Origin of the sequence: Sphingobacterium paucimobilis HER1398 (genome assembly GCF_000416985.1) — a bacterium.
GTDB classification, from domain to species: domain Bacteria; phylum Bacteroidota; class Bacteroidia; order Sphingobacteriales; family Sphingobacteriaceae; genus Sphingobacterium; species Sphingobacterium paucimobilis.
Map to the genome: position 1 here is coordinate 46,237 of NZ_ATDL01000007.1, position 24,306 is coordinate 70,542.

23 protein-coding genes are annotated in these 24,306 nt (G+C 41.8%); 10 read left to right on the forward strand and 13 right to left on the reverse strand.

All coding sequences use genetic code 11. The features are described 5' to 3' along the window. Position 1: 1 nt before the first annotated feature. Positions 2-1,540 carry a YifB family Mg chelatase-like AAA ATPase gene (locus M472_RS29050; protein WP_021069375.1) on the reverse strand — a complete coding sequence of 513 codons (1,539 nt, stop codon included), beginning with the start codon at positions 1,538-1,540 and terminating at the stop codon, positions 2-4. A 308-nt stretch (positions 1,541-1,848) separates the two neighbouring features. Here M472_RS29050 and M472_RS29055 point away from each other — a divergent pair, with 308 nt between their 5' ends. The 3 genes from M472_RS29055 (at position 1,849) to M472_RS29065 (ending at position 3,193) form a co-directional block, all read left to right on the forward strand. Then, on the forward strand, positions 1,849-2,118 hold the full coding sequence (locus M472_RS29055) for a YtxH domain-containing protein (RefSeq protein ID WP_021069376.1): 270 nt from the start codon (positions 1,849-1,851) through the stop codon (positions 2,116-2,118). 99 nt (positions 2,119-2,217) lie between these two features. Further along, a complete protein-coding gene (locus tag M472_RS29060; protein ID WP_021069377.1) occupies positions 2,218-2,685 on the forward strand; it encodes a phage holin family protein in 468 nt (155 codons plus the stop codon). After that, positions 2,669-3,193, forward strand: coding sequence for a hypothetical protein (locus M472_RS29065; protein WP_021069378.1), 525 nt, complete (start codon positions 2,669-2,671; stop codon positions 3,191-3,193). The genes M472_RS29060 and M472_RS29065 overlap by 17 nt, the downstream gene beginning before the upstream one ends. On the opposite strand, the gene fcl is transcribed toward M472_RS29065, so the two are convergent. Beyond that, positions 3,190-4,119: a GDP-L-fucose synthase gene (gene fcl, locus M472_RS29070; protein WP_021069379.1), complete on the reverse strand. Its 930-nt coding sequence runs from the start codon at positions 4,117-4,119 to the stop codon at positions 3,190-3,192. The genes M472_RS29065 and fcl overlap by 4 nt on opposite strands. 250 nt (positions 4,120-4,369) lie before the next feature. Here fcl and trmB point away from each other — a divergent pair, with 250 nt between their 5' ends. Then, complete coding sequence (trmB, locus tag M472_RS29075; protein ID WP_021069380.1) at positions 4,370-5,017, forward strand: tRNA (guanosine(46)-N7)-methyltransferase TrmB; 648 nt, start codon at positions 4,370-4,372, stop codon at positions 5,015-5,017. 50 nt (positions 5,018-5,067) lie between these two features. Here trmB and trhO read toward each other — a convergent pair whose 3' ends face one another. From trhO to M472_RS29095, 4 genes are all read right to left on the reverse strand, one after another. Beyond that, on the reverse strand, positions 5,068-6,051 hold the full coding sequence (trhO, locus tag M472_RS29080; protein ID WP_021069381.1) for an oxygen-dependent tRNA uridine(34) hydroxylase TrhO: 984 nt from the start codon (positions 6,049-6,051) through the stop codon (positions 5,068-5,070). Positions 6,052-6,141: 90 nt separating this feature from the next. Continuing rightward, positions 6,142-6,378 carry a DUF3820 family protein gene (locus tag M472_RS29085; RefSeq protein ID WP_021069382.1) on the reverse strand — a complete coding sequence of 79 codons (237 nt, stop codon included), beginning with the start codon at positions 6,376-6,378 and terminating at the stop codon, positions 6,142-6,144. Continuing rightward, the gene (locus tag M472_RS29090; protein WP_021069383.1) at positions 6,359-7,111 is read right to left on the reverse strand and encodes a glycosyltransferase family 2 protein; all 753 of its coding nucleotides are present in this window, start codon (positions 7,109-7,111) and stop codon (positions 6,359-6,361) included. The genes M472_RS29085 and M472_RS29090 overlap by 20 nt, the downstream gene beginning before the upstream one ends. A gap of 7 nt (positions 7,112-7,118) precedes the next feature. Beyond that, positions 7,119-8,033 (reverse strand): glycosyltransferase family protein, encoded by a 915-nt coding sequence (locus tag M472_RS29095; protein WP_021069384.1) that lies wholly within the window; start codon positions 8,031-8,033, stop codon positions 7,119-7,121. 282 nt (positions 8,034-8,315) lie between these two features. Here M472_RS29095 and M472_RS29100 point away from each other — a divergent pair, with 282 nt between their 5' ends. From M472_RS29100 to M472_RS29110, 3 genes are read left to right on the forward strand one after another with little or no spacing between them, the layout of a single operon-like run. Next, positions 8,316-9,767 (forward strand): lipopolysaccharide biosynthesis protein, encoded by a 1,452-nt coding sequence (locus M472_RS29100; RefSeq protein ID WP_021069385.1) that lies wholly within the window; start codon positions 8,316-8,318, stop codon positions 9,765-9,767. A 5-nt stretch (positions 9,768-9,772) separates the two neighbouring features. Then, the gene (locus M472_RS29105; protein WP_021069386.1) at positions 9,773-11,137 is read left to right on the forward strand and encodes an asparagine synthetase B family protein; all 1,365 of its coding nucleotides are present in this window, start codon (positions 9,773-9,775) and stop codon (positions 11,135-11,137) included. Further along, the gene (locus M472_RS29110; protein ID WP_021069387.1) at positions 11,127-12,221 is read left to right on the forward strand and encodes a CapA family protein; all 1,095 of its coding nucleotides are present in this window, start codon (positions 11,127-11,129) and stop codon (positions 12,219-12,221) included. Before M472_RS29105 ends, M472_RS29110 begins: the two co-directional genes overlap by 11 nt. A 56-nt stretch (positions 12,222-12,277) precedes the next feature. Here the strand turns inward: M472_RS29110 and M472_RS29115 are convergent, their stop codons facing one another. The 5 genes from M472_RS29115 to M472_RS44400 all read right to left on the reverse strand — a co-directional run bounded on the left by M472_RS29115 (position 12,278) and on the right by M472_RS44400 (position 18,045). After that, positions 12,278-13,021: a DeoR/GlpR family DNA-binding transcription regulator gene (locus tag M472_RS29115; RefSeq protein WP_021069388.1), complete on the reverse strand. Its 744-nt coding sequence runs from the start codon at positions 13,019-13,021 to the stop codon at positions 12,278-12,280. A gap of 36 nt (positions 13,022-13,057) precedes the next feature. Beyond that, complete coding sequence (locus tag M472_RS29120; RefSeq protein WP_021069389.1) at positions 13,058-14,512, reverse strand: hypothetical protein; 1,455 nt, start codon at positions 14,510-14,512, stop codon at positions 13,058-13,060. Positions 14,513-14,552: 40 nt separating this feature from the next. Continuing rightward, on the reverse strand, positions 14,553-15,278 hold the full coding sequence (locus M472_RS29125) for a YebC/PmpR family DNA-binding transcriptional regulator (RefSeq protein WP_021069390.1): 726 nt from the start codon (positions 15,276-15,278) through the stop codon (positions 14,553-14,555). A gap of 2 nt (positions 15,279-15,280) precedes the next feature. Beyond that, positions 15,281-16,231: an NAD-dependent epimerase/dehydratase family protein gene (locus M472_RS29130; RefSeq protein ID WP_021069391.1), complete on the reverse strand. Its 951-nt coding sequence runs from the start codon at positions 16,229-16,231 to the stop codon at positions 15,281-15,283. A 158-nt stretch (positions 16,232-16,389) separates the two neighbouring features. Continuing rightward, entirely contained in the window at positions 16,390-18,045 is a 1,656-nt protein-coding gene (locus M472_RS44400; RefSeq protein WP_081643106.1) for a lamin tail domain-containing protein, read from the reverse strand. Between the two features lie 296 nt (positions 18,046-18,341). Here M472_RS44400 and M472_RS29135 point away from each other — a divergent pair, with 296 nt between their 5' ends. After that, positions 18,342-19,331 (forward strand): aspartate-semialdehyde dehydrogenase, encoded by a 990-nt coding sequence (locus tag M472_RS29135; RefSeq protein WP_021069393.1) that lies wholly within the window; start codon positions 18,342-18,344, stop codon positions 19,329-19,331. Between the two features lie 304 nt (positions 19,332-19,635). Here M472_RS29135 and M472_RS29140 read toward each other — a convergent pair whose 3' ends face one another. Further along, complete coding sequence (locus M472_RS29140) at positions 19,636-20,625, reverse strand: Kelch repeat-containing protein (protein WP_021069394.1); 990 nt, start codon at positions 20,623-20,625, stop codon at positions 19,636-19,638. Between the two features lie 4 nt (positions 20,626-20,629). Then, positions 20,630-21,910, reverse strand: a complete 1,281-nt coding sequence (locus tag M472_RS29145) for a DUF4270 family protein (protein WP_021069395.1) — start codon at positions 21,908-21,910, stop codon at positions 20,630-20,632. A 202-nt stretch (positions 21,911-22,112) separates the two neighbouring features. Here M472_RS29145 and M472_RS29150 point away from each other — a divergent pair, with 202 nt between their 5' ends. Beyond that, complete coding sequence (locus tag M472_RS29150) at positions 22,113-23,537, forward strand: sensor histidine kinase (RefSeq protein ID WP_021069396.1); 1,425 nt, start codon at positions 22,113-22,115, stop codon at positions 23,535-23,537. After that, the gene (locus tag M472_RS29155) at positions 23,534-24,211 is read left to right on the forward strand and encodes a response regulator transcription factor (protein ID WP_021069397.1); all 678 of its coding nucleotides are present in this window, start codon (positions 23,534-23,536) and stop codon (positions 24,209-24,211) included. Before M472_RS29150 ends, M472_RS29155 begins: the two co-directional genes overlap by 4 nt. Positions 24,212-24,306: the final 95 nt, after the last annotated feature.

The following is a 24,306-nucleotide window of genomic DNA, read 5'->3' on the forward strand; positions in this document are numbered from 1 at the left end:
CTTACCCTATCCAGGTCTCTCTATCCAGGTTCCTGAATTGTATGGCCTCCGCAAGATGCCGATTTAGGATGTGTGACTCTTCGTCCATATCAGCTATGGTCCGTGCGACTTTGAGTATACGATCGTAAGCTCGAGCAGACAAGTTGAGACGTTCCATTGCGTTCTTAAGAAGTTGTTTGCCCGACTCATCCAGTAAGCATAGTTTTTGGACATACTGTGTGGACATTTGTGCGTTGCAATGGATCAGCTTTTCGCTGATAAATCGTTGCTCTTGAATTGTTCGCGCTTGCATGACACGCTGTCTTATTGTTTCGCTTTTTTCTGACTCACCATGATCTGTCAATTCATCGAACGCTACTGGGGTGACTTCGATGTGCAAATCGATTCGATCCAATAATGGGCCAGAGATCTTACTCAAATAGCGCTGCACGGCGAGCGATCCGCAGAGGCACTCCTTGTCGGGGTGATTATAATATCCACAAGGGCAGGGATTCATAGCAGCAACCAGCATGAAACTGGCTGGGTAATCGACTGTGAATCGGGCTCGGGAGATGGTGATACTTCTTGATTCCAACGGTTGGCGCATGACCTCAAGAACTGAACGCTTAAATTCGGGCAGTTCATCCAAAAAGAGAACCCCATTATGTGCTAGTGATATTTCTCCAGGTTGTGGACTGCTGCCTCCGCCGACCAGAGCGATATCTGAAATAGTATGATGCGGAGCGAGAAATGGTCGCGTGGTCATCAGCGATTCCTTTTGCGAAAGATGGCCAGAGACCGAGTGTATTTTGGTTGTCTCTAGAGATTCTTCAAATGTGAGAGCAGGAAGTATGGAAGGAAGACGTTTGGCAAGCATTGTTTTTCCAGCTCCAGGAGGGCCGATCAATATGATATTGTGGCCACCAGCGGCAGCAATTTCCAATGCCCTTTTAATGTTTTGCTGCCCCTTGACGTCGGCAAAATCCAGTTCGGTTGTGACGAAATCGGTAGATGCATCGACCGCAGAATCTCTTTCGGTGTGTATTAGTGGGGTCTTTTCATTAAAGAAGTCAACAACCTGTTGTAGGTGTTCGATACCGAATGCGTCGATGCCGTTGACAACGGCAGCTTCGGCTGCATTGATATGAGGTAATATAATACCTTTGAAACCATCTTGTTTTGCTTGTATAGCGATAGGAAGAACACCTTTTACAGGTTGTACACTGCCATCTAAGGATAGTTCGCCCAAGATGATGTAATCGGCCAATTTTTGATCCGAGATCTGTGACGAAGCTGCAAGGATACCAATGGCTATAGTAAGATCATAAGCCGATCCCTCTTTACGGATGTCTGCGGGTGCCAAATTGACAACGATTTTCTGTCTTGGCATGCGGCATCCAATTGACAATATGGCGCTTTCTATACGTTGCAAGCTTTCTTTTATAGCGTTATCAGGAAGGCCTACGATATAATATTTAGTGCCAGTCGAAACATTAACCTCGACCGATATAGTGGTAGCTTCTATTCCGTAAACTGCACTACTAAAGGTTTTTACGAGCATAGGTCATAAAGTTGGTTTAGGCTAAAGATAAATAAAATAAACTAATCAAAGTTGTTAGTTTGGACTTGTTTTTGCTGTTTTCTGATAAATGTGCTATATTATAAGAGGAAAGATCTATTTGGTTTATTTATTTTAAACGATTTGGTCTTTTTATTGTTTATCTAATATACACACATACTCTGCTCTGATGATCAGAATAAGTAAATGACAGATAAAAAACAAATTAAACATATATGAAATACTCTTGGTTAGCGAAGAACAAAGCCCATGAGTATTCCATATGACAGAAAAAAACAAATTAAACATATATGAAAGATAGCGGTAAAGTTGTAGCAGCATTGCTTGCGGGATTGGCAGCAGGAGCAGTATTGGGTGTCTTATTTGCACCAGAGAAGGGAACAGAAACGAGAGAGAAGATCAATGAATCATTAGCAGATTTGGGAGATGCACTTAAAGAACGTGCAGAGGAGCAGCTGGATCAACTGAATGACTTTAAAGAAAAGGTTCTCGCTATGGTGAAAACAAAAGTTTCTAAGGCGGAAAACTTTTTGGATGAGGAGATTGAAGAACATGCTTAGTTTAGGCATGGGGTCAATTCAAAATCTAAAGAGACATAGTAGTTTATGAAGTACAGGTGCCAAAAATGCTGTACTTCATATTCATTTAAATAAAATAAAATGAGTGATCAAAAATTTTCGTTTTCAGGCAGTTTTCAAAAGGCAAAGGAATATGTCGATACACAGGTAGAATTGTTGAAGCTAAAAGCGATAGCCCGGGCAGGACGCATTATTGGTACATTGGTTTTGGATGCAACCAAGTTGTTGCTGACTTTGATAATTATCTTCTTCTTTTCCTTAGCTCTTGGTTTTTTTCTTGGAGAACTCTTGGGAAGTTATGCCCTAGGCTTTCTGGTCACAGGCGGAATTTTTTTGGTTATACTACTTATTATTCGTGCCTTTGAACCAAAGTTAGAGGCTAAGTTTATGGATCTGACGATACGTCGAGTTCTTGGTAAATGGCAAGACGACGATTTGTTCGAAGAAAACCAACAGGCAAGGAACTCTTACGAAGAAACGAGCGCTTTTGGAGGACAGAATGCACAAGCGGAGAACAAAACTACACAGGAAGATGAAATCAAAAATTAATAATATAGAAGATCTTAGGGTAGAGATAGCACGTCTAAGTCAACTCAAAAAAGAGCAAGAGTGCTATCTGGCTGATCAATATCTATTGCTTAAACATAAGGTAGAGGCACCTGCGCGACTTATCAATACACTGACGTCAAGTATACCTGGTGTTGATTTTGTAAAAGGTCTTTTCTCTGCATTTGGAGGAGGAGGGGCGACGAAAGTAGGTGCCGCAGATCAAAGTAACTGGATGGCACGTGCACTTCAATTGGGGCTACCTTTGATTTTGAACAGAACATTCCTCAAAAATTCGGGATGGTTAAAAAAAGCAATTGTATTACTGGCATCAGATAGTGCAGTAGCGCAGGTGACACAAGGTAAAGTAAGTTCGTTGGCATCCAAGTTAGCTAAGTTTGTAAGACCAAAGAAATCCAAAAAGAAACACAAAGATATAGCCCCTCTAGAAGAACTCGAGAGTCAGGATGTTGTTAACTTCGGAATACCGCCAGATAGCGAAACCTACTAACAGTGTTTCGCTATGAAATCCGCATAAGCAAGGCGTATTCCTTCTTCTAGACCAATTCGATGTTGCCAGCCCAACTGGTGCAATTTGCTTACATCCATGAGTTTGCGAGGTGTTCCATCTGGCTTACTGCTGTCAAAAGTTAATTCCCCCTCATAGCCAACAATCTTCTTGATCATAAGTGCGAGGTCTTTGATACTGATATCTTCGCCGACACCGATATTGATAAATTGCTCTTCATCATAGTTGTTCATCAAGAAGACACAGGCATCAGCAAGATCCGTTGAAAATAAGAACTCCCTTAAAGGAGTTCCCGTACCCCATATTACTACTTCCGGGACGTTACTGGTTTTGGCTTCATGAAAACGGCGAATCAAGGCAGGCAGTACATGTGAGTTCTCTGGATGGTAGTTGTCATTATAGCCATACAGATTGGTCGGCATTACCGAGATAAAATTGTCCCCATACTGGCTTCTGTATGCTTCACACATCTTTATACCCGCTATCTTAGCGATAGCATATGGTTCGTTGGTATGTTCCAATGTACCTGTCAATAGATAATCTTCCTTCAGAGGTTGAGGAGCAAGCTTAGGATAGATACAAGAAGAGCCTAGGAACAACAGTTTCTTGACTTCGTTAACATGTGCCTGGTGAATGATATTACTCTGTATAGCGATGTTCTCATAAATGAAATCGGCCCTATAGGTGTTGTTCGCAATGATGCCTCCTACTTTGGCAGCAGCCAAGAAGACATACTCAGGCTTTTCCGATGCAAAGAAAGTCGCTACATCCCCCTGGTTGCGAAGATCCAATTCCTTAGAGGTTCGAGTAACCACATTGGTATAACCTTCGCGCTTTAATTTCTCATATATCGCAGACCCCACCATACCCCTATGGCCGGCTACGTAGATCTTAGCATTTTTTTCCACGTCAATGTATTGAATGTTACTGCAAACCTACATAAATTCGGCATCGCACGCAATATAATCCGGGTGTAATATAAAATATCGACCTGCATACATAACGACAGACCCTAAAGCCCTATACAGGCCATTTCGCATCAGAAACCTACATGCTATAATACGAAGTATCCCATAAATCGATTTTTATACCAGTCCACTTCCAATTATATTTTTTATAGAGGAAATATAAGTTTATTTTTGCGACTTAATATTTGTTATGGGTAAGGATAAACTGAGAAAATTCGCAGAGATAGCGACTTTTAAAAATGTGGTACAATTGGATGCTGGCAAAGCATATAAAGGTAAATGGTCCAGTGCGTTCTTCGGAAACAACAAGCCATTGATCCTCGAATTGGCCTGTGGAAAAGGAGAATATACTGTCAATTTAGCTCAACTGTTCCCAGAAACGAACTTTATTGGCATTGATTATAAAGGGAACCGTATTTGGAGAGGTGCCAAGACAGCACTGGAAGAAGGGATCGATAATGTTGGTTTTTTACGTATTCAGATCGAAACCATTTTGGAATACTTCGAAGAGAATGAGGTATCCGAAATTTGGATCACGTTTCCCGACCCCCAACCCCAAGACAGCAGAGAGAAAAAGCGGTTGACAAACCCAACCTTTCTCAACCGGTACAAGATTATTTTGAAAGAAGGAGGTATTATGCACCTAAAAACTGATAATGACGGTTTTTACAACTATACCTTAGAGCAGATACAGCAGCAAAGCCTTCCTGTGCTTAAGGAAACAACAGACCTGTATAAGTCAGACCTCGTTGATCAGGTGCTTTCAATAAAGACCTATTACGAGAAAAAATACCTTGCCGTAGATAAAAACATAAACTACGTCGAATGGAAGTTCTAAAATAGCTCCCATAAAAAAAGCCTTAAGTGTACACTTAAGGCTTTTTTATATTAGTTGCTTTCCACTTTGGGGGCAAAATTCTTGTGCTTGCGCTTCGAGATCTTCTCTATGTTTACAGGTTGTGGAATTTTTACATAATAGCCAGTACCATCATATTCTCTCTTGTTGGGGCTCTCCATACAAGCTTCTGAGCAACAGCCATCCAGCTCTTCGCCACAGGCATCACACTGGGTGAAATGCTCATTACAGGTAGGATTGGCACAGTTGATCATTTTTGGCGTGGTCTTGCCACAGTTCTTGCATGTCGAGATGACGACAGGATTGGTCGAATTGACTTCAACGGTGACACGGTTGTCGAAAACATAGCATTTACCCTCAAAATCCTTTCCGCCTGCTTCCTTGCCATATTTGATAATACCACCATGCAACTGGTATACATCTTCAAATCCTTCCTTCAATAACAGTGCAGAGGCTTTCTCACATTTGATTCCACCGGTGCAGTACGTAAGGATCTTTTTACCTTTATATTGTTCGAGTTCTTTTACTTTCTCCGGGAATTCTCTGAAATTCTCGATGTCCAGCGTGATCGCATTCTTGAAGCGGCCTACATTATGCTCGTAGTTAGAACGTACATCCAGAATAACAACATCCTCGCGGTCCTTCATCGCCATAAAATCCTTTGGCTCCAAGTGTATGCCTGTCTGCTGATTCGGATCGATCTCCTTGGGATCACGAAGCCCCGAGTGTACGATCTCCGGTTTATAGCGGCAGTGCATTTTAATAAAGGAAGGCTCCTCGACATCGTCAATCTTAAATTCGGTGTGATTGAATCGTCCATCCGCATATATGGCGTCCATATAAGCCTTACAGGCTTCTGGTGTACCCGATACAGTGCCATTGAGGCCCTCATCGGCAACAATGATCCGTCCGACTAGATCGAGAGATTTACAGAATTCGAGGTGTTCTGAAGCAAATTGCTCCGCATTTTCGATGGGGCTGTAACAGTAGTACAGCAACGTTTGATAGTTTGTCATATGTGCATTGATACCGCTGCAAACGGCGTTTAATGTTTCAATTAATGAGGCAAAGTTAACTAAAAAGCAGAAATCAAAAAATGACGAATGTCACTTTTTGACCAAAGGATGTAATAAATATTCAAGACCATTGACTTTGATCTCGTAGAGGGTGGCTAGCAGAATGCCCATCTTGCCCGCTGGAAACCCTTTCTGCTTGTACCAAGCCAGGTAAGGTTCGGGAAGTTTGTATAGCGTCCACCCTTGGTATTTACCATAGGGCATCTTATTGTTTGCCAATTCGATAAGAAGCTCTGGATTGAGCATACTATTCTCTTGTTTTGCCATGTTTAAGTCTGTGTTTGATCAGTCGCAACGCGATAATACCATGATTGATCCAGTTAGAAAATACACCATAGTGTTTTCGAAATATGGCATAGCGTTCCTTTAGGCTTTTGCGATGCCGTTTTTGAGACATACCTCCGACAAGATACCGAGCCACATAATGTTGTACATTTTGCGTGGATTTCGCTTTTTTTGCAGCACGTATTACCCAATCGATGTCAGCACTTAATTTATATTGAAGGTCATAAGGATCTGCAATGTCCCTTTTGACATAGATAGCCTGATGGCAGATATTCATCCCATAGCGAAAGGACTTCCAGTCAAAATGCTCCGGTGCTTTGTGCCTGCGATCGGCGACAATATGCCGCTGTTCGTCCACCAATTTCGTCTCGCCGTAAATGATATCAGCTCCCTTGCCCTTTTCAACAATACACTGGATGGTGTCACGGTCATAAAGCTCATCCCCCGAGTTCAGGAAAAGAACATAATCGCCAGTTGCCAAGGCCAGGCCCTTATTCATCGCATCATAGATGCCTTCATCCTTCTCGGAAATGATCGTCGAGATACGGTCCGCATAACTACGGATGACCTCCATAGTACCATCTGTAGAAGCACCATCTACAATAATATATTCAATATTAGGGTACGATTGCTCCAATACGGAAGAAATCGTATAGGTAATATCCCTTACATTATTATAGACAATGGTAATTATTGATATTTTGACGTTGTTCACGGTTTTTCTAACGTTTGTTCCAATGTTTGCGCAGGTAGCGGACTATGCGCTTGGCAAAGGATCCCTTACGGGTCTTATAAAAATGTTTGATGGCCTCGTAAGCTTCTCTATGCTCTATGATCTCTATTGGAAAGTCGGATACCTTCTGGTTGGCCAGCGTGATCTGATAGGCTAGATCCGCATCCGAATGCGTGCCCGATCCATCTGTTCCGATATTCTGAATCATGGACGTTCTTGGATATAAAGCCAATCCGTTCTGATTAAATATCGACAGGTACCAACGGATAGCCCAGGAATTGATCTTACCGGCTTTAAATTGTTTGACCTGTTTCCAAAAATTCTCACTGTGGTCGATGCTGAAGCGCTTGATGTCGTCTTTTGAGAAGTTAGCTGTCAGTTTATCGATATCGGTTTCGAAGTGCTGCCATGCACGGCTCCACGTAGCCCAGCCCCAGCTGTTGGCTACTCTGAAAAAGAAACTCTCAGGAAGCTGCTCGGCATGGTTGACCGGGTACATATAGCCACTGATTTCCATCACCTTTTCATCTTCTTCATAGCAGGTAAGTGCATCATTGAAGTATTGTAATCCGAACTTCGAAATCTCCAGGTCATCTTCCAGCACAATCGCTTTACCATGTTTGGCGATAACTTCCGTGACGCCTTTTATGATATTGTTTGCAAGGCCAAGGTTCTTGGCTCTTTCGATAATATGTATGCTCTTAAATTCCCAGGGTTCGCGAATGAGCGCCCGTACGGTATTGACAGATTCGATTTCTTCTCCACTTTTCGCACCATCCGAATAGATATAGATATCGGTATCAGCTGCACCTATGCTTTTTTCCAAAGCCTGTAGTGTCTTTTTAGTATGTTTGGGCCTGTTATAAACAAATAAGATGACCGGTGCTAAACTACTATCCCTCAAACGAAAAAAATTAAACGGTTGTTGCTAAACTATTTTCCAGCCATAAATTTCGACATAACCTTTCACATTCACAAGTGCGATGGAATAGTACTGCTCCGCTGTCGGGGTGCTATATTACGCCAGATCGGCTTTGTGAAGGTAGGTTTGGAATATTGTAAACCTATGGATTATATAATAGATGGGGTGAAAATTACGCTTGCCCAGAGAATTTGCCTTTGATATTACAGCGCAATTGTATTGTGTATACAGGTGAATTTATGTAGGTTTGGAATCAGATTACTTATGAGTGAGAATATAAAAAGCTTAACACTAAAGGGCCTGTTTTGGAATGCCTTAGACCGCGTGGGATTCCAACTGGTAATCACGGTAGTCGGTATTATTACGGCACGGGTACTATCTGTGAGCGATTTTGCGGTGATGGCAGTTTTGGGTATTTTCTCTGTTATCGCCACATCGATCGTAGACAGTGGATTAGCAACTTCTTTGGTGAGATCAAAAGTTGTGACGGATAAGGACTACTCCAGTATGTTTGTTTTTAACTTAGTAGTTTCTGCAGTCATTTATTTGGTACTTTTTATCGCTGCTCCCTATCTCGAAAAATTTTACGGGATTGAGCAGCTCGCTTTATATGCACGTGTGCTCTTCTTGCAGCTGTTAATCAACGCTTTTGGTATCGTGCAGTATGTCAAAGTGCTCAAGCGTGCGCAGTTTAATATTACGGCGCGTGTCAATGTGTTTTCCGTGATTCTCTCAGGAGGAATAGCGGTGACTTTAGCGTTGACGGGCTTTGGAACTTGGGCACTGATTGTACAGCCTGTATTATATACGACATTTAGGTCGGCTATGTTTTGGGTATGGGGCGACTGGAAAATTAATTTTTCCTATAGCGCTTCCTCGATAAAGAAACATATGGAGTTCTCATTGTCCTTCATGACTGCTAATCTGCTAGGAAAGGTTCTCTCCCAATTGTATGGGAATGTAATTGTGAAATATTATGATCAGATACAAGCAGGACATTATTTTCAGGCAAATCGATGGGGAGAGACCCCTAATCTGTTGATTTCTTCCATCGTACAGGGGACGACATTGTCGACCTTAGCCCCTATTCAGGATGACTATGCGAGGTTTTTAAATGCTTGCCGCAAAGCTTTTTCCACATTAGCTTTTGTGTTGTTCCCGGTGAGCATGCTTGCCATCACCGTAGCTTATCCTGGCTTTATGTATGTCCTGACCGATAAGTATGAAAATGCCGTGGTGTATTTCCAGTTGTTATGTGCTGCCGGTATCTTTATCTCTTTTACGGATATGAACGTCAACTTCATCAATATCAAAGGGAGATCCAGGTATGCATTGATTCTGGAGGTTATAAAACTAGTTTCGGCAGCTGTTGTATTATTCCTGACGGTAGATCACGGTTTGATGACCATTATCTATGGCCAACTGTTGGTGAGATTATTATGTTATATATTGTCGACCCGTTGGAGCAAAAAGACCTATGGATACAGCTTGTTCCTACAACTTCGGGATCTTGCTCCTTACTTCTTTAATAGCTTGGTGGCGGCATGTATATCCTATCTCCCCTTGTATTTTTCTGTTGTTAATAACTATCTTGTCCTGCTTATTATACAATCGGTTCTGTTCGTATCTATATATATAGGGCTTAACCACGTGTTTAAGAATTCAATATGGGTAGAAGGCATACAGATGATAAAAGTTAAATTTAAAAAGGCATAGTCTACATGGAAATAGCCAGAGGAAATTGGGTTGGATTTGATACCGTTTTCTATAATGAAAGCACTGGAAAACACAGTTTGTCCATCAATGAGGTGATTGATTTCTCCAATTTAGAGATTGATCCCGAAGGATTAGCGGCCTATCTGGATTTTGGATATTGTGTATTTGGACGTACGCCCGTAAAACATGTCCATTACCTTTTACCCCATCAGGTATTAAAAAAAATCGATGGCAAGTTAGCGGTAGAAGAGGGGACAGATACCACATTGGCTTATCTGGATAAAGAGACCCATGAAGAAGATGTACTGGAGCTGTTGCGTCAGCGCGTGCAGCATTGGGAGTCTTCCTTTACCGAAGATATATTGATTCCCACAAGTGGGGGCTTTGATTCTCGCTTACTCAACCTGTTGATTGCCGACAAAAGTAGAATTCATGCCTATACCTATGGTACCTCAAATAATCAAGGCCGATCAAGAGAAGTCGTGTATGCAAAAGAACTTGCGACCCGCCTAGGGATACATTGGCAACGTGTCGATCTGGGATCATTTAATGGTTATCAAAATGATTGGTTCGATCTATTTGGCTGTTCGGTCGGAGCAGTAGGAACCTATCATATGGAGTTCTTTGATAAGATTCAAAGCCTAGAAAAAGGGAGACCACTCCATATGTTGAGCGGTATTATAGGTGATGCCTGGGCGGGAGCCGTAGCAGTCAGGCCCATTACATCCCCGGCAGATTATAGGATATTGGGGCATACCCATCAAATGACGGCCGATTCCCAAAGAGCGACCGGGGTGGATTATCGTAATTTGATCGAATCTGTGCATGATAAACAGAAAGATCTCTTGCGCGAACCAAAATATAGGATCATTACGGCGATGCGAACCAAAATGATGCTGTTGAAGTCGCTGATCAGCATACCACAGCACTTCGGATATCCGGGTTATTCTCCTTTCATAGAAGAAGACATTGCATTAGCTATGCTTAACCTTCCTGAAGACCGTAAAGCCAGTCGGATATGGCAGCGTGATTACTTCAGAAAGAATAATGTTCTTTTTGAAGAAGAGAAACATGCCTATACCTATCAGAATTCCTTAAACTATTATGCACTTACCCAGCATAAGCTGGAGCTACTGGATATTAACGTGCTAAAGGAGGTCATTCACATCAATTATCTCCAATGGATTAACGCTAAGTTGCAGCGAATAGGCAGTTTCCAGCGGATTTATCAAACGTTGATGCATACGCCTAAGGTAAAAGGAGTCATGAAGATGATGGGCTTTAAAAACGAACTGATACAAGCCTATTTTGCCTATACAACGTTAAAGCCTATTGAAAAACTTTTAAAGCAGCGGAACTATGGTACATAAGCTCATCTTCGTTGGTGATGTGGTCATGAATACAAAGCCACAGTTTTCGCCTGATGTTCAAGCGGCATTACAGGATGCTTCGGTTGTCTCTTGTAATGTGGAAGCCCCGCTAAGGGGGGATGGCCAGGCCAGTATCAAGACCGGACCCCTTGTCGATCAGCATCCCGATGCCGCAGATTGGCTGCTTGGATTAGGATTCAACTTATTTTCCCTAGCGAACAATCATATCGCAGACTTCGGCCCTGAAGCATTATTGGCAACAAAAAATGCCTTTCCAAAGGATACAGTCATAGGTGCGGGACCAGAGGAAGAAGCGTATGCCCTACTGGTAAGAACAATTGACGGCGTTCGATATGGGTTTTTAGCCTATGGAGAAAATGGATATGGTGCACTGAATGGAGACCGATCGGTCGGACACGCATGGGTCAATAGGCCCGGATTGGATCGGGATATCCAAGCCTACAAAGAGCAGGTAGATATCCTAATCGTACAGGTCCACGCCGGTGTAGAGCTGCTGGATGTGCCGATTCCCGAGTGGAGAGACCGATTCCGACAAATTATAGATAGCGGAGCTGATTTACTGGTCGCCCATCACCCACATGTGGTACAGGGGGTCGAATACTATAAGGATAAAGCAATCTGTTACAGCTTGGGCAATTTCTATTTTGACTATCCTAATAATCATCCCGAATGGAATAAGGGCGCTATATTGACGGTGGATGTGGCAGATAAAAAAATACAGACCGTTCATTTCGATATTGTCGAAAAGAAGGGAGAACATATTGGCTATTGTACAATCGAACAATCGAGCAAGAAGATGAAGACATTGAATGAAAGATTGTTGGGAGAGGGGTACCAAGACTATGTCGATCAGCAGGCGGTCGTGTTATGGAATCGCTATCATAAAGCTTATTATGCGAAAGTAACGAATGGACTGGTCGACTATTCGCTAAAGGGTATACTCAAACATATTAAAAGGGTCCTCTTTAATAGACAGGTAGACTATAATATGCTATGGCACAATCTTTTTATTGAGAGTAATATTTGGTTGGTACAGCGTGCTGGCAATCTACTGAAGAAATAGTAAAAAGGCATCAATTTTCTATCAATTGATGCCTTTTTTATAGTGAAGTATAGTTCTTAAATAACTTTAATACTACTTGCAAAATCTTTTAGCGATCTGTCATTTGGCGCAAGATCAGTAATAAGGTAGGTTACTTCCTTAAGCGGAACTACCCGCATTTTTTGATTGGAATTAAGTTTCTCTGCTATGCTTAAGATAGCGAGACTCTTGGAGCATTTGATCATCGCTCTCTTGATTTGTACAACTTCCCAATCCGAATCTGTAATTCCCTCCTCAATAGAGAGACTATTTGTCCCCAATAAGCAAAGGTCTACACGGATATCAGCCAGCTCATTGACTACTTGTGAACCCGTTACGATATTCGTGTTACGGGATAATTTTCCACCCAGTAAGAATACATCAATATTGTCTTTCTCTGCTAATTCGAGAGCGACTAACGGGCTTATAGTAAAAAAAGTACACTGTAGGTCATTAGGCACAAGGCGGGCCAATTCGATCATGGTTGTCCCACCTCCAATTAATACACTCATTCCGTTTGCGATCAAAGAAAGGGCCTTACTGGCTATTTCTTTTTTCCCTTCTTTGGCATATACGTTTCCCTCTTGAAATGGGAATTGGAAAGATTTTGATAAGGCACCGCCATACACTTTGATAACTTGGCCATTTTCTGCAAGTTCATTCAGGTCGCGGCGTATAGTATCCTCAGATACATTTAATTGTATGCTCAGGTCTGATGATAATACTTTGTTGTGAAGGTTTATTTGATGAACAATATAAGCCTGTCTTTCTTCTTTTAACATAATTTTAGCGAATTATATGAGGTTGCTTGTTTATTGCTATGCGTTGTCAGTAGGAGGGATGTTTTTAGTAACTCCAGCCTTAAACCTGGGCTTGAATCCTGTCGGTTTGTTGCTCGGCTCAGGCGTAGTTTTGACGCCCTCAGGAGTTTCCTCCTGTGCTTTTTGATCAGTTACCGCAGCCTCCGTTGGAGCTGTTTTGGTAACTCCAGCCTTGAACCTGGGTTTGAATCCTGCCGGTTTGTTGCTCGGTGCTGCTGTACTTTCTGCGTTCTCGGGAGTTTCCTCCTGTGCTTTTTGATCAGTTGCCGCAGCCTCCGTTGGAGCTGTTTTGGTAACTCCAGCCTTGAACCTGGGCTTGAATCCTGCCGGTTTGTTGCTCGGTGCTGCTGTACTTTCTGCGTTCTCGGGAGTTTCCTCCTGTGTTTTTTGATCAGTTGCCGCAGCCTCCGTTGGTGCCGTTTTGGTAACTCCAGATTTGAACCTGGGCTTGAATCCTGCTGGTTTGTTACTCGGTGCTGCTGTACTTTCTGCGTTCTTGGGAGTTTCCTCCTGTGCTTTTTGATCAGTTGCCGCAGGCTCTGTTGGAGCTGTTTTGGTAACTCCTGCCTTGAACCTGGGCTTGAATCCTGCCGGTTTGTTGCTCGGTACTGCTGTACCTTCTGTGTTCTCCGGAGTTTCCTCCTGTGCTTTTTGTTCGATCGGCGCAGCCTCTGTTGGTGCTGTTTTGGTAACTCCAGCCTTAAACCTGGGCTTGAATCCTGCCGGTTTGTTGCTCGGTACTGCTGTACCTTCTGTGTTCTCCGGAGTTTCCTCCTGTGCTTTTTGTTCGATCGGCGCAGCCTCTGTTGGTGCTGTTTTGGTAACTCCAGCCTTAAACCTGGGCTTGAATCCTGCCGGTTTGTTGCTCGGTACTGCTGTACCTTCTGTGTTCTCCGGAGTTTCCTCCTGTGCTTTTCGTTCGGTCGGCGCAGCCTCTGTTGGTGCTGTTTTGGTAACTCCAGTCTTGAACCTCGGCTTGAATCCAGCAGGAGCAGAAATCGATTGGCTTTCCTGTGTTTGTTCCTCGTTTGGTTTAGCGAAAGATTTAGAAATAGATTTTGGTTTGAAACCCAAAGTACTCACCTTGGTTGTCGGTTCCGCTGTTTTAGCGGTGCTCTCTTCGCGTACAGCAGTAGGAGCAGCTACAGTGTCCGTGAGTAAGTAACTTTTTCTGAGTTTGTTGAACCAAAATTTTTTGGTGTGGTCAAAACTCTTTTCACCCATGGAATTATAATGAACCCTAAATTCATTATACAGCTCTTCGTTTGCAGATTTCAATGCAAAAAGATCTATTTTCTTTTTTATAAAAAATTCTTCAAAACTGAGCATATTCAAACTTAAATAAAATGCTTTGCATTCGCACAATGTATCCTCGAAAAAATACCATAACCTGATCGCTGTCAGCAGTTCAATAATTGAAGTAGCATTGGCTAGGTAATTAAAAACCTTCATACGTATGAAGGTTCATATAATACAATTTTATTGCCTCTGCTTATTCCATGTTGTGATACACGGCTTGCACATCATCGTCTTCTTCGATCTTGTCGATAAGTTTTAACACATCGGCTGCTTGTTCTTCGCTGAGTGCGGTATGTGACAGGGAGATACGCTCCAGCTTGGCTGATGTTGTCTCGATGCCTTTCTCCTCTAAGAGGCGTTGCATATTACCAAAATCTTCGAAAGAAGTCTGAACGACAAAAACATCATTACCTTCTTCGTCAGACTCTACATAGAGTTCTTCCAGTCCACCATCGATAAGTTCAAGTTCCAACTCTTCCTCATTCATCTCATCAGTAGCCAGAAAGCGAAAGATAGATTTACGTTGAAATATAAAATCTAAGGATCCCGTTTTACCCAATGAACCACCCGATTTAGTGAAATAACTCCGAATGTTTGCAACCGTTCTATTGGTGTTGTCTGTAGCGGTTTCGATCAATACAGGAACACCGTGAGGGCCATACCCCTCATATACATATTCTTCATAACCTTTCGAATCCTTCTCAGAAGCACGTTTTATAGCTGCTTCTACGCGGTCTTTAGGCATATTTACAGCCTTTGCATTTTGGATGGCAGTACGTAAACGTGCGTTGTTTTCAGGGTGAGGGCCTCCTTCTTTTACAGAAATTGCGATTTCTTTCCCTAAGCGTGTAAATTGAACGGCCATTTTGGCCCAACGCTTAAATTTTCTTTCTTTTCTAAATTCAAAAGCTCTACCCATTTTTAATTGTTTGTTTTAAGATTTTTGATCATGTCCTTAGTCATGGCTTCCAGGTCATAAGCTATGTCCCAGTTCCAATCCTTACGGGCATATTCATCGTCAATACTTTGCGGCCAAGAGTCGGCAATAGCTTGGCGAGGATCTCCCGAGCTGTAGGACATCCCAAAATTAGGAAGAATTTTTTTAATTTCTTCGGCAATCATCTCTGGAGTGAAAGAAACACCTGCAAGATTATAACTTGAGCGGATACTCAGACTCTCTGCAGGAGCGTCCATAAGCTTTATGGTGGCGCGTACGGCATCGTCCATATACATCATCGGAAGTGCTGTCTGTGCAGAGAGAAAACTTTCATAGCTGCCTTTTGCCAATGCTTCAAAAAAGATGTGCACAGCGTAATCTGTAGTACCGCCGCCTGGAGCTGTTTTCCAGGATATAATACCCGGATAGCGGATGCTGCGGATATCCAGACCGTACTTCTCATGATAATATTCACAAAGGCGCTCGCCAGCTAATTTACTGATACCGTAGATACTGTTGGGATCCATGACACAATACTGAGGGGTGTTCACCTTTGGAGAGTGTGGACCGAAGACAGCAATGGAGCTCGGCCAAAAGATTTTCTTGATATTGCCCAGTTCGACAGCTAGATCCAACACATTCAACAGACCGTTCATATTCAAGTCCCAAGCTTTTTGCGGATATTGTTCGCCTGTCGCGGATAGCATAGCCGCTAATAAATAAACCTGTGTAGGCTTATGTTTCTCAAAAAGTGATTTCAAGGCTGCTTTATCAAGAACATTGATCGTCTCGAAATTTTGAATAGGAGATGGCGTCTGAGGCTCTCTAATATCAGTTGTGATAATGTTCTCTGCACCAAATTTAGTTCTTAAGGCTTCGGCTAATTCTGTGCCGATCTGACCGTTGGAGCCTAAGATTATAATAGTTTCTTTCATCAAATAAATATTTACGAGGGCATAGCTTTTAGTAGGATCTATGGTACTCGGTTTTCTGTTTAAAGCAATTAAGAGATTTGTGCTGTTTTCCTTTTTTTTATTCCAAATACAACCGCTCTGTTCTTGCCTTGCAAAGATAGGTGTTTTATAGCGTTTTTTTAATATTGATGTGATTTATGAACAATAACAAAAGCTCCCTTAAAGATCTCACGAAAGCCGTTTTCTCGGTATATTTCCGCCCAATAGATATAGTGACCGGGAGCTGCTTTTTGTGTGTTTTCATCCCTACAATCCCATTTGATTTTTCCATCAAAACCTACACTCTGTTGTTGAATCAATCGGTTGACTAGGGTTCCTTTTTCAGCGTAAATATTAAGGTTGAGCATGTAGTCCGCTCCGTTCAATCTATAGTTTATTTCCAGCTCATCTTCGAAGCCATCATCATCTGGAGAAACAGTTTTTGAAGTTAAAAACAGATCAATTTTTTTATTTGGATTGTCCGTATGTGTTGAATTTCGAAATCCCGGTGTCGATCCACCTGCTATTGTGGCTGCGGATTTAAAGTTTTCCGGAAGATTGCTGTCTTCTTCATACGATTGACGCTCCAAAGATATTCCCTTGGGATTTTTGATCCAGGAGGAGTGCATCGCGGCATGATAGTATACCGAGTCCACCAGACCCCCAGGCGAATATAAAGTGACGACTCCCTGTTGGTTGGGGTAGGCAGGGAGACTCGTCATCTCATAGACCCGATCAACAACTGCGTTAGCGTGTGTACGAATGATTTTTTCCTTCTCGGCCGTCAATACCAAAAAATCCTGAGACTCCAGCAAGAGTAGTTCGTCCGATATCGTACGATTGCCCAGAAGCCATCCCTGGAGGTTGATCGGTAGGTCCGTCCGGTTATAGATTTCAATAAAGTCGCTGCCTTCCTTTTGCGGGTTAAAGAGAATTTCATTGATTACAATATCATTATAACGTACCTGCGGCTGATCGAATAACAAATATTCGGGAACCTGAAGGAGCTGTCCGCACAGTTCGATTTCGTTGACGGTCAATGTGTAAATCTCTTGCGGGTTGATCGTTTGATCGAAATTCAGCAGAAGGAAATCCGAATCTTCCATCCAAGATATGGATACCGGAGTATTTACCCCGTGGTCGATGCTAAAATCTTCTTTTTGAAATTCAGGAAGAAACTGCCGTTCTATGTTAAAGCGCATACGGATTGCTTTTTCTAGTATTTCCATTTGAGCAATTGCTACTTTCGGCAAGTAGGTCTTATCCGTTATGGAGTTTGGACTCCCGGGTGTTCCTCCTTTACGCGCGATAGAAGAGGACCAATTGGATTTCATATTGCATGTCCAGTTCGGGTTTATTCGTTCCAGACTCCAACCGCCGCTTTTTTTTGAACTGTTTTGGTGCCAACTGTCTTTGTAGACAACTTCGTCCAGCAGCGTATTGCCCCGATACAATTGTATCGTAGCTCCTGAATTGTTTAACTGAGGCCAGTTTACCAATGGAATGACATTGCCATAGATAGCCAATTGCTCCTCTCCATCCTGTGCACATAGAATGACAAACTGCTGTGGGGCGAGTAGGTAGGTCGGAATCTGTAGGTTTTTCTTGTTGATATTTAAACTTAGTTTTCCGAGATCTTGAACCGATGTAGAGTTGTTCATGAGTTCGATATATTCCACGGCAGGAAGCTCACCATTTTTAGGGTTAGCCATTATTTCGTTGATCATGACATCTTGGCTATACGTATTTGTTGTTACTATTAGCCACATGCACAGTGCATAAAACTTGATTTTCATCCCGTTTATAATTGGTTCTCCTTACGAAGGTATAACTTCGCTATCTTATGCAATATAAAGAATATATTTTGCCTAAAGGCCGTATATGTATAGCAAATATTCGGTTCGGTAGCTGTTTGTATTGATAATTTAGTAATTTAAACAGGTTAAATATTGGTTTTGTGTCAATATTTAGCGCTATAAAATGATAAAAATGTAATTTTTGTATAAAATACTCCTGTTTATTTGTTATGTTTGGCATCGTGAAACTAAAAACAAGAATTCACGATACATACTAAACAGTAAAATTATATACAATGAAAGTAGCAGTAGTTGGCGCAACAGGTCTTGTTGGGTCCGAAATTTTGACGGTATTAGCGGAAAGAAACTTCCCCGTGACAGAATTGATTCCTGTAGCCTCCGAAAGAAGTAAGGGGAAGGAAATCGAATTCAAGGGTAAGAAGTTTAAGACGGTGACACCAGATGAAGCTATTGCAATGCAGCCAGATGTAGCGTTGTTCTCGGCAGGAGGAAGCGTGTCAACTGAATATGCGCCTTTGTTCGCATCTGCCGGAATTACCGTAGTTGACAACTCTTCGGCTTGGCGGATGGATCCATCAAAAAAACTTATCGTACCTGAAGTCAATGGAGATGTGTTGACGTCTCAAGATAAAATTATTGCGAATCCAAACTGTTCGACTATTCAGATGGTAGTGGTGTTAAAGCCTCTGCATGAAAAATATAAGATTAAACGTGTAGTCGTGTCTACCTATCAGTCGGTAACAGGTACTGGTGTTAAAGCGGTACAACAATTGAAAGATGAACGGGCTGGGGTAGAAGGAGAGAAAGCTTATCCTTATCAGATTGATTTGAATGTGATCCCTCATATTGATGTATTCCAGGAAAACGGATATACCAAAGAGGAAATGAAGATGATTCAGGAAACCAATAAAATCATGCAGGATGATGCTATTAAGGTTACCGCTACCACTGTACGTATTCCGGTGATGGGTGGACATTCCGAGTCTGTCAATATAGAGTTCGAAAATGATTTCGATGTACAGGAACTGCGTCAAGCGTTAGCCGCTCAGGAAGGCGTAATCGTAGTGGATGATCCGAGCAACCTGGCCTATCCAATGCCTAAAGATGCACACGGTAAAGATGAGGTCTTTGTAGGACGTATACGTAGAGATGAATCGCAAGCGAATACCGTAAACCTTTGGATTGTTGCGGACAACTTGAGAAAAGGGGCAGCTACCAATGCTGTACAAGTTGCTGAACTGTTGAATAAAAAAGGATTAATATAACGAACTAACCGTAATCATATATATACCAAAAAACGTCCTCCCAGGAGGACGTTTTTTATTGCAGTTAATTGGCGAATATAGAGTGCTTATTCGTTTCGAAAGCCTTCTGGTTTTAATCTTTACTCTGAAATGAGGCCGATTAGGAAACTACCTGTACAATATGCTTCAGGTCATCATAGCTCCCTAATACAAAGCTTAGGGATACTATATGTAGATGCAGTTATGTATTCGCAAAACCGTATCTTCATAAAAAAGGCGGATACTGCATGCAGTATCCGCCTTTTAAAGAATATTGTAATGTTAACTATCTGACTTGCGTGAATACCCAAGTATCGTCAAATTTTGTAGCACTGTTCATACCTGTTGTCAGGTAGCCTTTACCACCGATAGAAAATGAAACGGCACCTTCTCTTGCGTTCTGAGGCAATGCTTGGTGTTTGCTTTCCCATTTGTTAGCAGCTACATCGTATTTCCATACGTTACCTAATACAGAGCCTTTTTTACCACCTACTACATAACCGAACTTACCGATTACAAATGTAGATGCTGATTGACGAGTCAGGTCGTATGTATTAGATGCATCTTTCAAAGGAGCAACACCTTCATTCCAGTTACTTCCGTCAAAAGAATAGAAGTCTTCTGGGAACTGGTTGTTGTCCATACCACCACCGATATAAGCTTTACCGTCTACAACAAAAGCAAATGCGTTTACGCGTTTGTTTTTCAAAGGAGACGTCACATTCGTCCAAGTGTCTGTTTTAGGATCGTATTTCCAAAAATCCTTTAATGTTTTCTGTGTTTTAGTCGCTCCTGTACCTACGTAACCAAATCCATTTAATGTAAACGCAACTGCACCGTAACGAGCTTCTCCAGGGAAATCAGCGATTGGTGTCCATTTATTAGCAGCTGGGTCATACATGTAGAAGTCCTTCAACACGTCTGTACCGTTGAATCCTGTACCCACATATCCTTTGCCATCGATTGAAAAGCCTACAGCGCCATTACGTGCTTCGCCTTCAAACTCTGCAACTTCTTCCCATAAATTGTTTTTAAAAGACCATGCATCTTTAGTTCTTTCGTTTGTTGATAAGATACCTGTTGCCAAATATCCCACTTCGCCGATCTGGAAAGATGCAGCAGCAGATCTTGGATCTCCGTCAAAAGCTGAAGCTTTTACCCACTCCGTCGGGCCAGTATCCTCGGTGTCATTATCTTTGCTTTTTTTACAAGAGTTGAAAGCAGTTAACGAAAAAACACAGGCTACAACTACCAAAAGCCAATTTTTCTTATTCATACGATTATTTGAATTTAGTATATACAATGTTTAATTTAATTTTCGGTTTGCCATTTTCTGTCGCAATAATAGTATTATTTACAGTTCCAAACAAGGCTGGCGATGCAACTGACAACAATAATGAAGTGCCACGATAATCGGATTGATTGATGTTTTTGGTATAATCGATCAGATTAAAGATATAACGGCCATTTGTTCCGGAGTCGTTCCCTGGAATAAAAGTTGCCTGTTGAATCGTAGTAGCGAACGGTGCACGCACATAAGAGATTGGAACTCCATTGCTGTTTGCAATAAGTAACATCAACGCATTAGGGACAGGGTAATAACCATAATTATGTCCCTTTGTCTCTACGATCAGCTCCACTTTATTTATCGCTAAATTTTCTTCATGCATAAAATCATTTAACGATGGAATGTTGATTTTTGCTACAAGTCCCGAGCCAGCTTGCAATAATACTTCTCCGTTAGTTGCAGCACTTTTGAGCTCTCTGTTGACAGCATCAATACTCGCATATGCGGTACCTGTACGATCGTACTCAATATTGTTGTACTGAAAGGCTTTATGACTGGATGTTATTACTTTTGCGCCTTTCTTCATGAAACCATCCGATCCCATATAGGAGTAGTTAACATTGACTTGTACAGTGTCGTTCAACCCTAATATGGCGGTGTTTTGGTTCCCTGGAGTCAGTACCAAGCCTTTTAAGTATTGTTGAAAAGACTCGTTGGTCGTAACATTGTAGTCATTTGCTTTAACCATATCATAGATTTCTTGCCCAAAAGCATGATCAAGTTTGATACTGATACTATCTAGAGAGTTGACTCTAGGAACAAATGAATGTACACCAAGTGGAGTGCTGTCAAACGTAAACTTCTTGTCGTTGAAAATCGTAGGGCCAGTTACATATATTGGCGTATTGTATGGCTCTATGCTATTTGTGATATCTTTAAGAACAATCTCCTCGGTCACGCGGTGAACCGATATGGTTTGCGTTTTAGTGGTGTCGCCATAAAAATATTTATTGCTGCTGGGGCGTACGACCAGATTGATCGAGTCAAATGCTGCATTGGCAGGGATATCATTGATTAATGTTTGCAACTGTACGCGGAAGTAAGACGAAGAAGTGATCGATCCGCTTTCCGCTTGCGTAGACTTACCAACTAAAAAAGAACCCGTACCAGTGGACGGTAAATTCAGAAGTTGATACGTAGAGGTGTTGATGGTCATTGAATCAATAACAACGACCCCTAAATTATCATTGGAATTATCCAAAGAAACACTCATATCTTTATCACAGCTATAAAAGGAAACTGTTGTAGCAAGTAAGGATAAAAAGAAAAGGTATCTAAAATGTAATAATTGCCTCATATATATTAGTTGACATGCAAATGTAAGTAATACGTATTGTTAATATGTGTTATAATTTGTTAAATATGACCCTAAACAATTCGTCGTGCAAATCTAAGAATTTAAATTTGTTTTAATCATGTTAAAAAAGTATAAAATATTGGTGCTTATGATTGTTCTGTCCCTCGTGGGAATTGGAGGAATCGTGGTCGTTTGGTTGTATGGAGGATATGTAAATAAGCGCGAAGTTTTCGTAACAGAAGTCGAACGCAGCCTGTTTAATGCCATACAGGCTTATTATGATGAGCATCAGAATATGCTCAACGAAAAACGTGATCAGAACATTTCTAAAGAAGGAGCATTGTTTGCTGCACGCATCAAGACACTATATAATAATGTCGATGAAGACCGCATACAGACTCTTTGGGATAGCTTGGCACGAGAGCGGATGTTGCGGTATGCCAAGCGTAGGGAGGCTAAGAAAGAGGTTGGGGAACCGATGGCCATTATGCCTTCTTTTATGCTCCAAAACATTACCTTTAGTAAGGAGACCCTTGCAGAAATCAATATATTGTTGGCCGATATTTTGGAATCAAAAGGTATAACTACACCGGTACGGATTACGATCAAGACCATAAAGGAGGGGCATCGTGGGAAAGGGAAATACCAGCTCAGTGTCGGTTCAGATGGCACGATAGCCACGCGTCCCATACTGGTCAACCCCACAGAAGACGAATATCTTGTTGCTCAGTTTGAACATCCCGTTTTTTATCTCTTGAGCAAAATGGTAGTCCAGGTATTACTTTCGATTTTCTTGATTTTGGCGCTTATTGGTGCTTTTATATACTTGTTATGGACGATCAATCGACAGAACAAGTTAGCTTTGTTGCGCAAATCTTTTGTAAACAACATGACCCACGAACTGAAGACACCTGTCGCTACGGTGATGGCTGCATTGGAGTCTATTCAGCGTTATGGTGCGAGGGACGATAAAGAGAAGATGGAGCAATACTTGCGTATTTCTCATCGAGAGCTGGAGCATCTGGCCAATATGATAGAAAAAGTGCTGCAGCTTGATATCGATGAGGTGACAGGAGTGAATCTAAGAAGGGACCCCATAGACATCGTACAGTTGTTGGAAGAAGGTGTCGAAATTGCGCAATTGGGAGCCAAGAAAAATGTAAGTATTGATTTTGTGGGTAGCTTGCCGAGACTGACCCTTGTCGCTGATGCCGCTCATCTCAAGAATGTGATCAGTAACTTATTTGATAATGCAATCAAGTATTCTGGAGATACCGTCAAGATACAAGTCGGATTAAAGGAAGAGGCAGGAATGGTTATACTTTCGGTTTCTGATAATGGACATGGTATAGATCCCATTTATTTTAAAGATATATTCGAGGTGTTCTTTCGGGTGCCAAACGGAAATTTGCATCCTGTCAAGGGGTTTGGCCTAGGTTTGGCATATGTCAAACAAGTGGTAAAACAGCATCGTGGTACTATTAGAGTGGATAGTGTCTTGGGAAAAGGCACCGTATTTATTTTATCAATTCCAAAACAATGAGCAAAGTAAAAGTACTATATGTCGAAGACGAACTGAGTTTAGCCTTGATTGTTGCAGACAGTCTTGAAGACCACGGGTTTGAGGTGGTACACCGGGAGAACGGACAAGACGCATTGAATTATTTTAAAAAGGAAAATGCAGACGTTATTATTCTAGATGTGATGATGCCATTGATGGATGGTTTTACTGCCGCGGCTGAAATTCGAAAGACCAATCCCCATGTACCTATATTGTTCCTTTCGGCACTCACCCAGACGGAGGATGTAGTCAAAGGGTTCCATTTAGGGGCCAATGATTATATCCGTAAGCCTTTTAAGATAGAAGAACTCATCGTACGCATCGAAGCACTTTCTAGGCGAGTCAAGAGGCCTGTTCACGCGACGTATGTAATCGGGGACTATGTGTTGGATACGAATAAAAATGTCCTGAGGCATGCCGATGCTGAGGAAAAGCTGTCCTATAGAGAGATAGAGCTGGTTCGTAGGTTGTTTGAGAATAGGGACAACGTGGTGCCACGCGAAGATATTATTAAAGCCTATTGGGGAGACGATACCTATTTTACAGGACGTAGCCTCGATGTGTTTATCAGTAGAATACGCAAATATTTTGCACGAGATGCACGTATCAAGATTACCAACGTGAGAGGAATTGGCTATATTATGAATATTGACTAACTTAATGTTTTGAAATAGGAGTATATGGTGCTAAGGGGGCATGTACTTTGAGAACAATTATGGTATAAAATTTGGATGCCATTCCTGGTTAATAT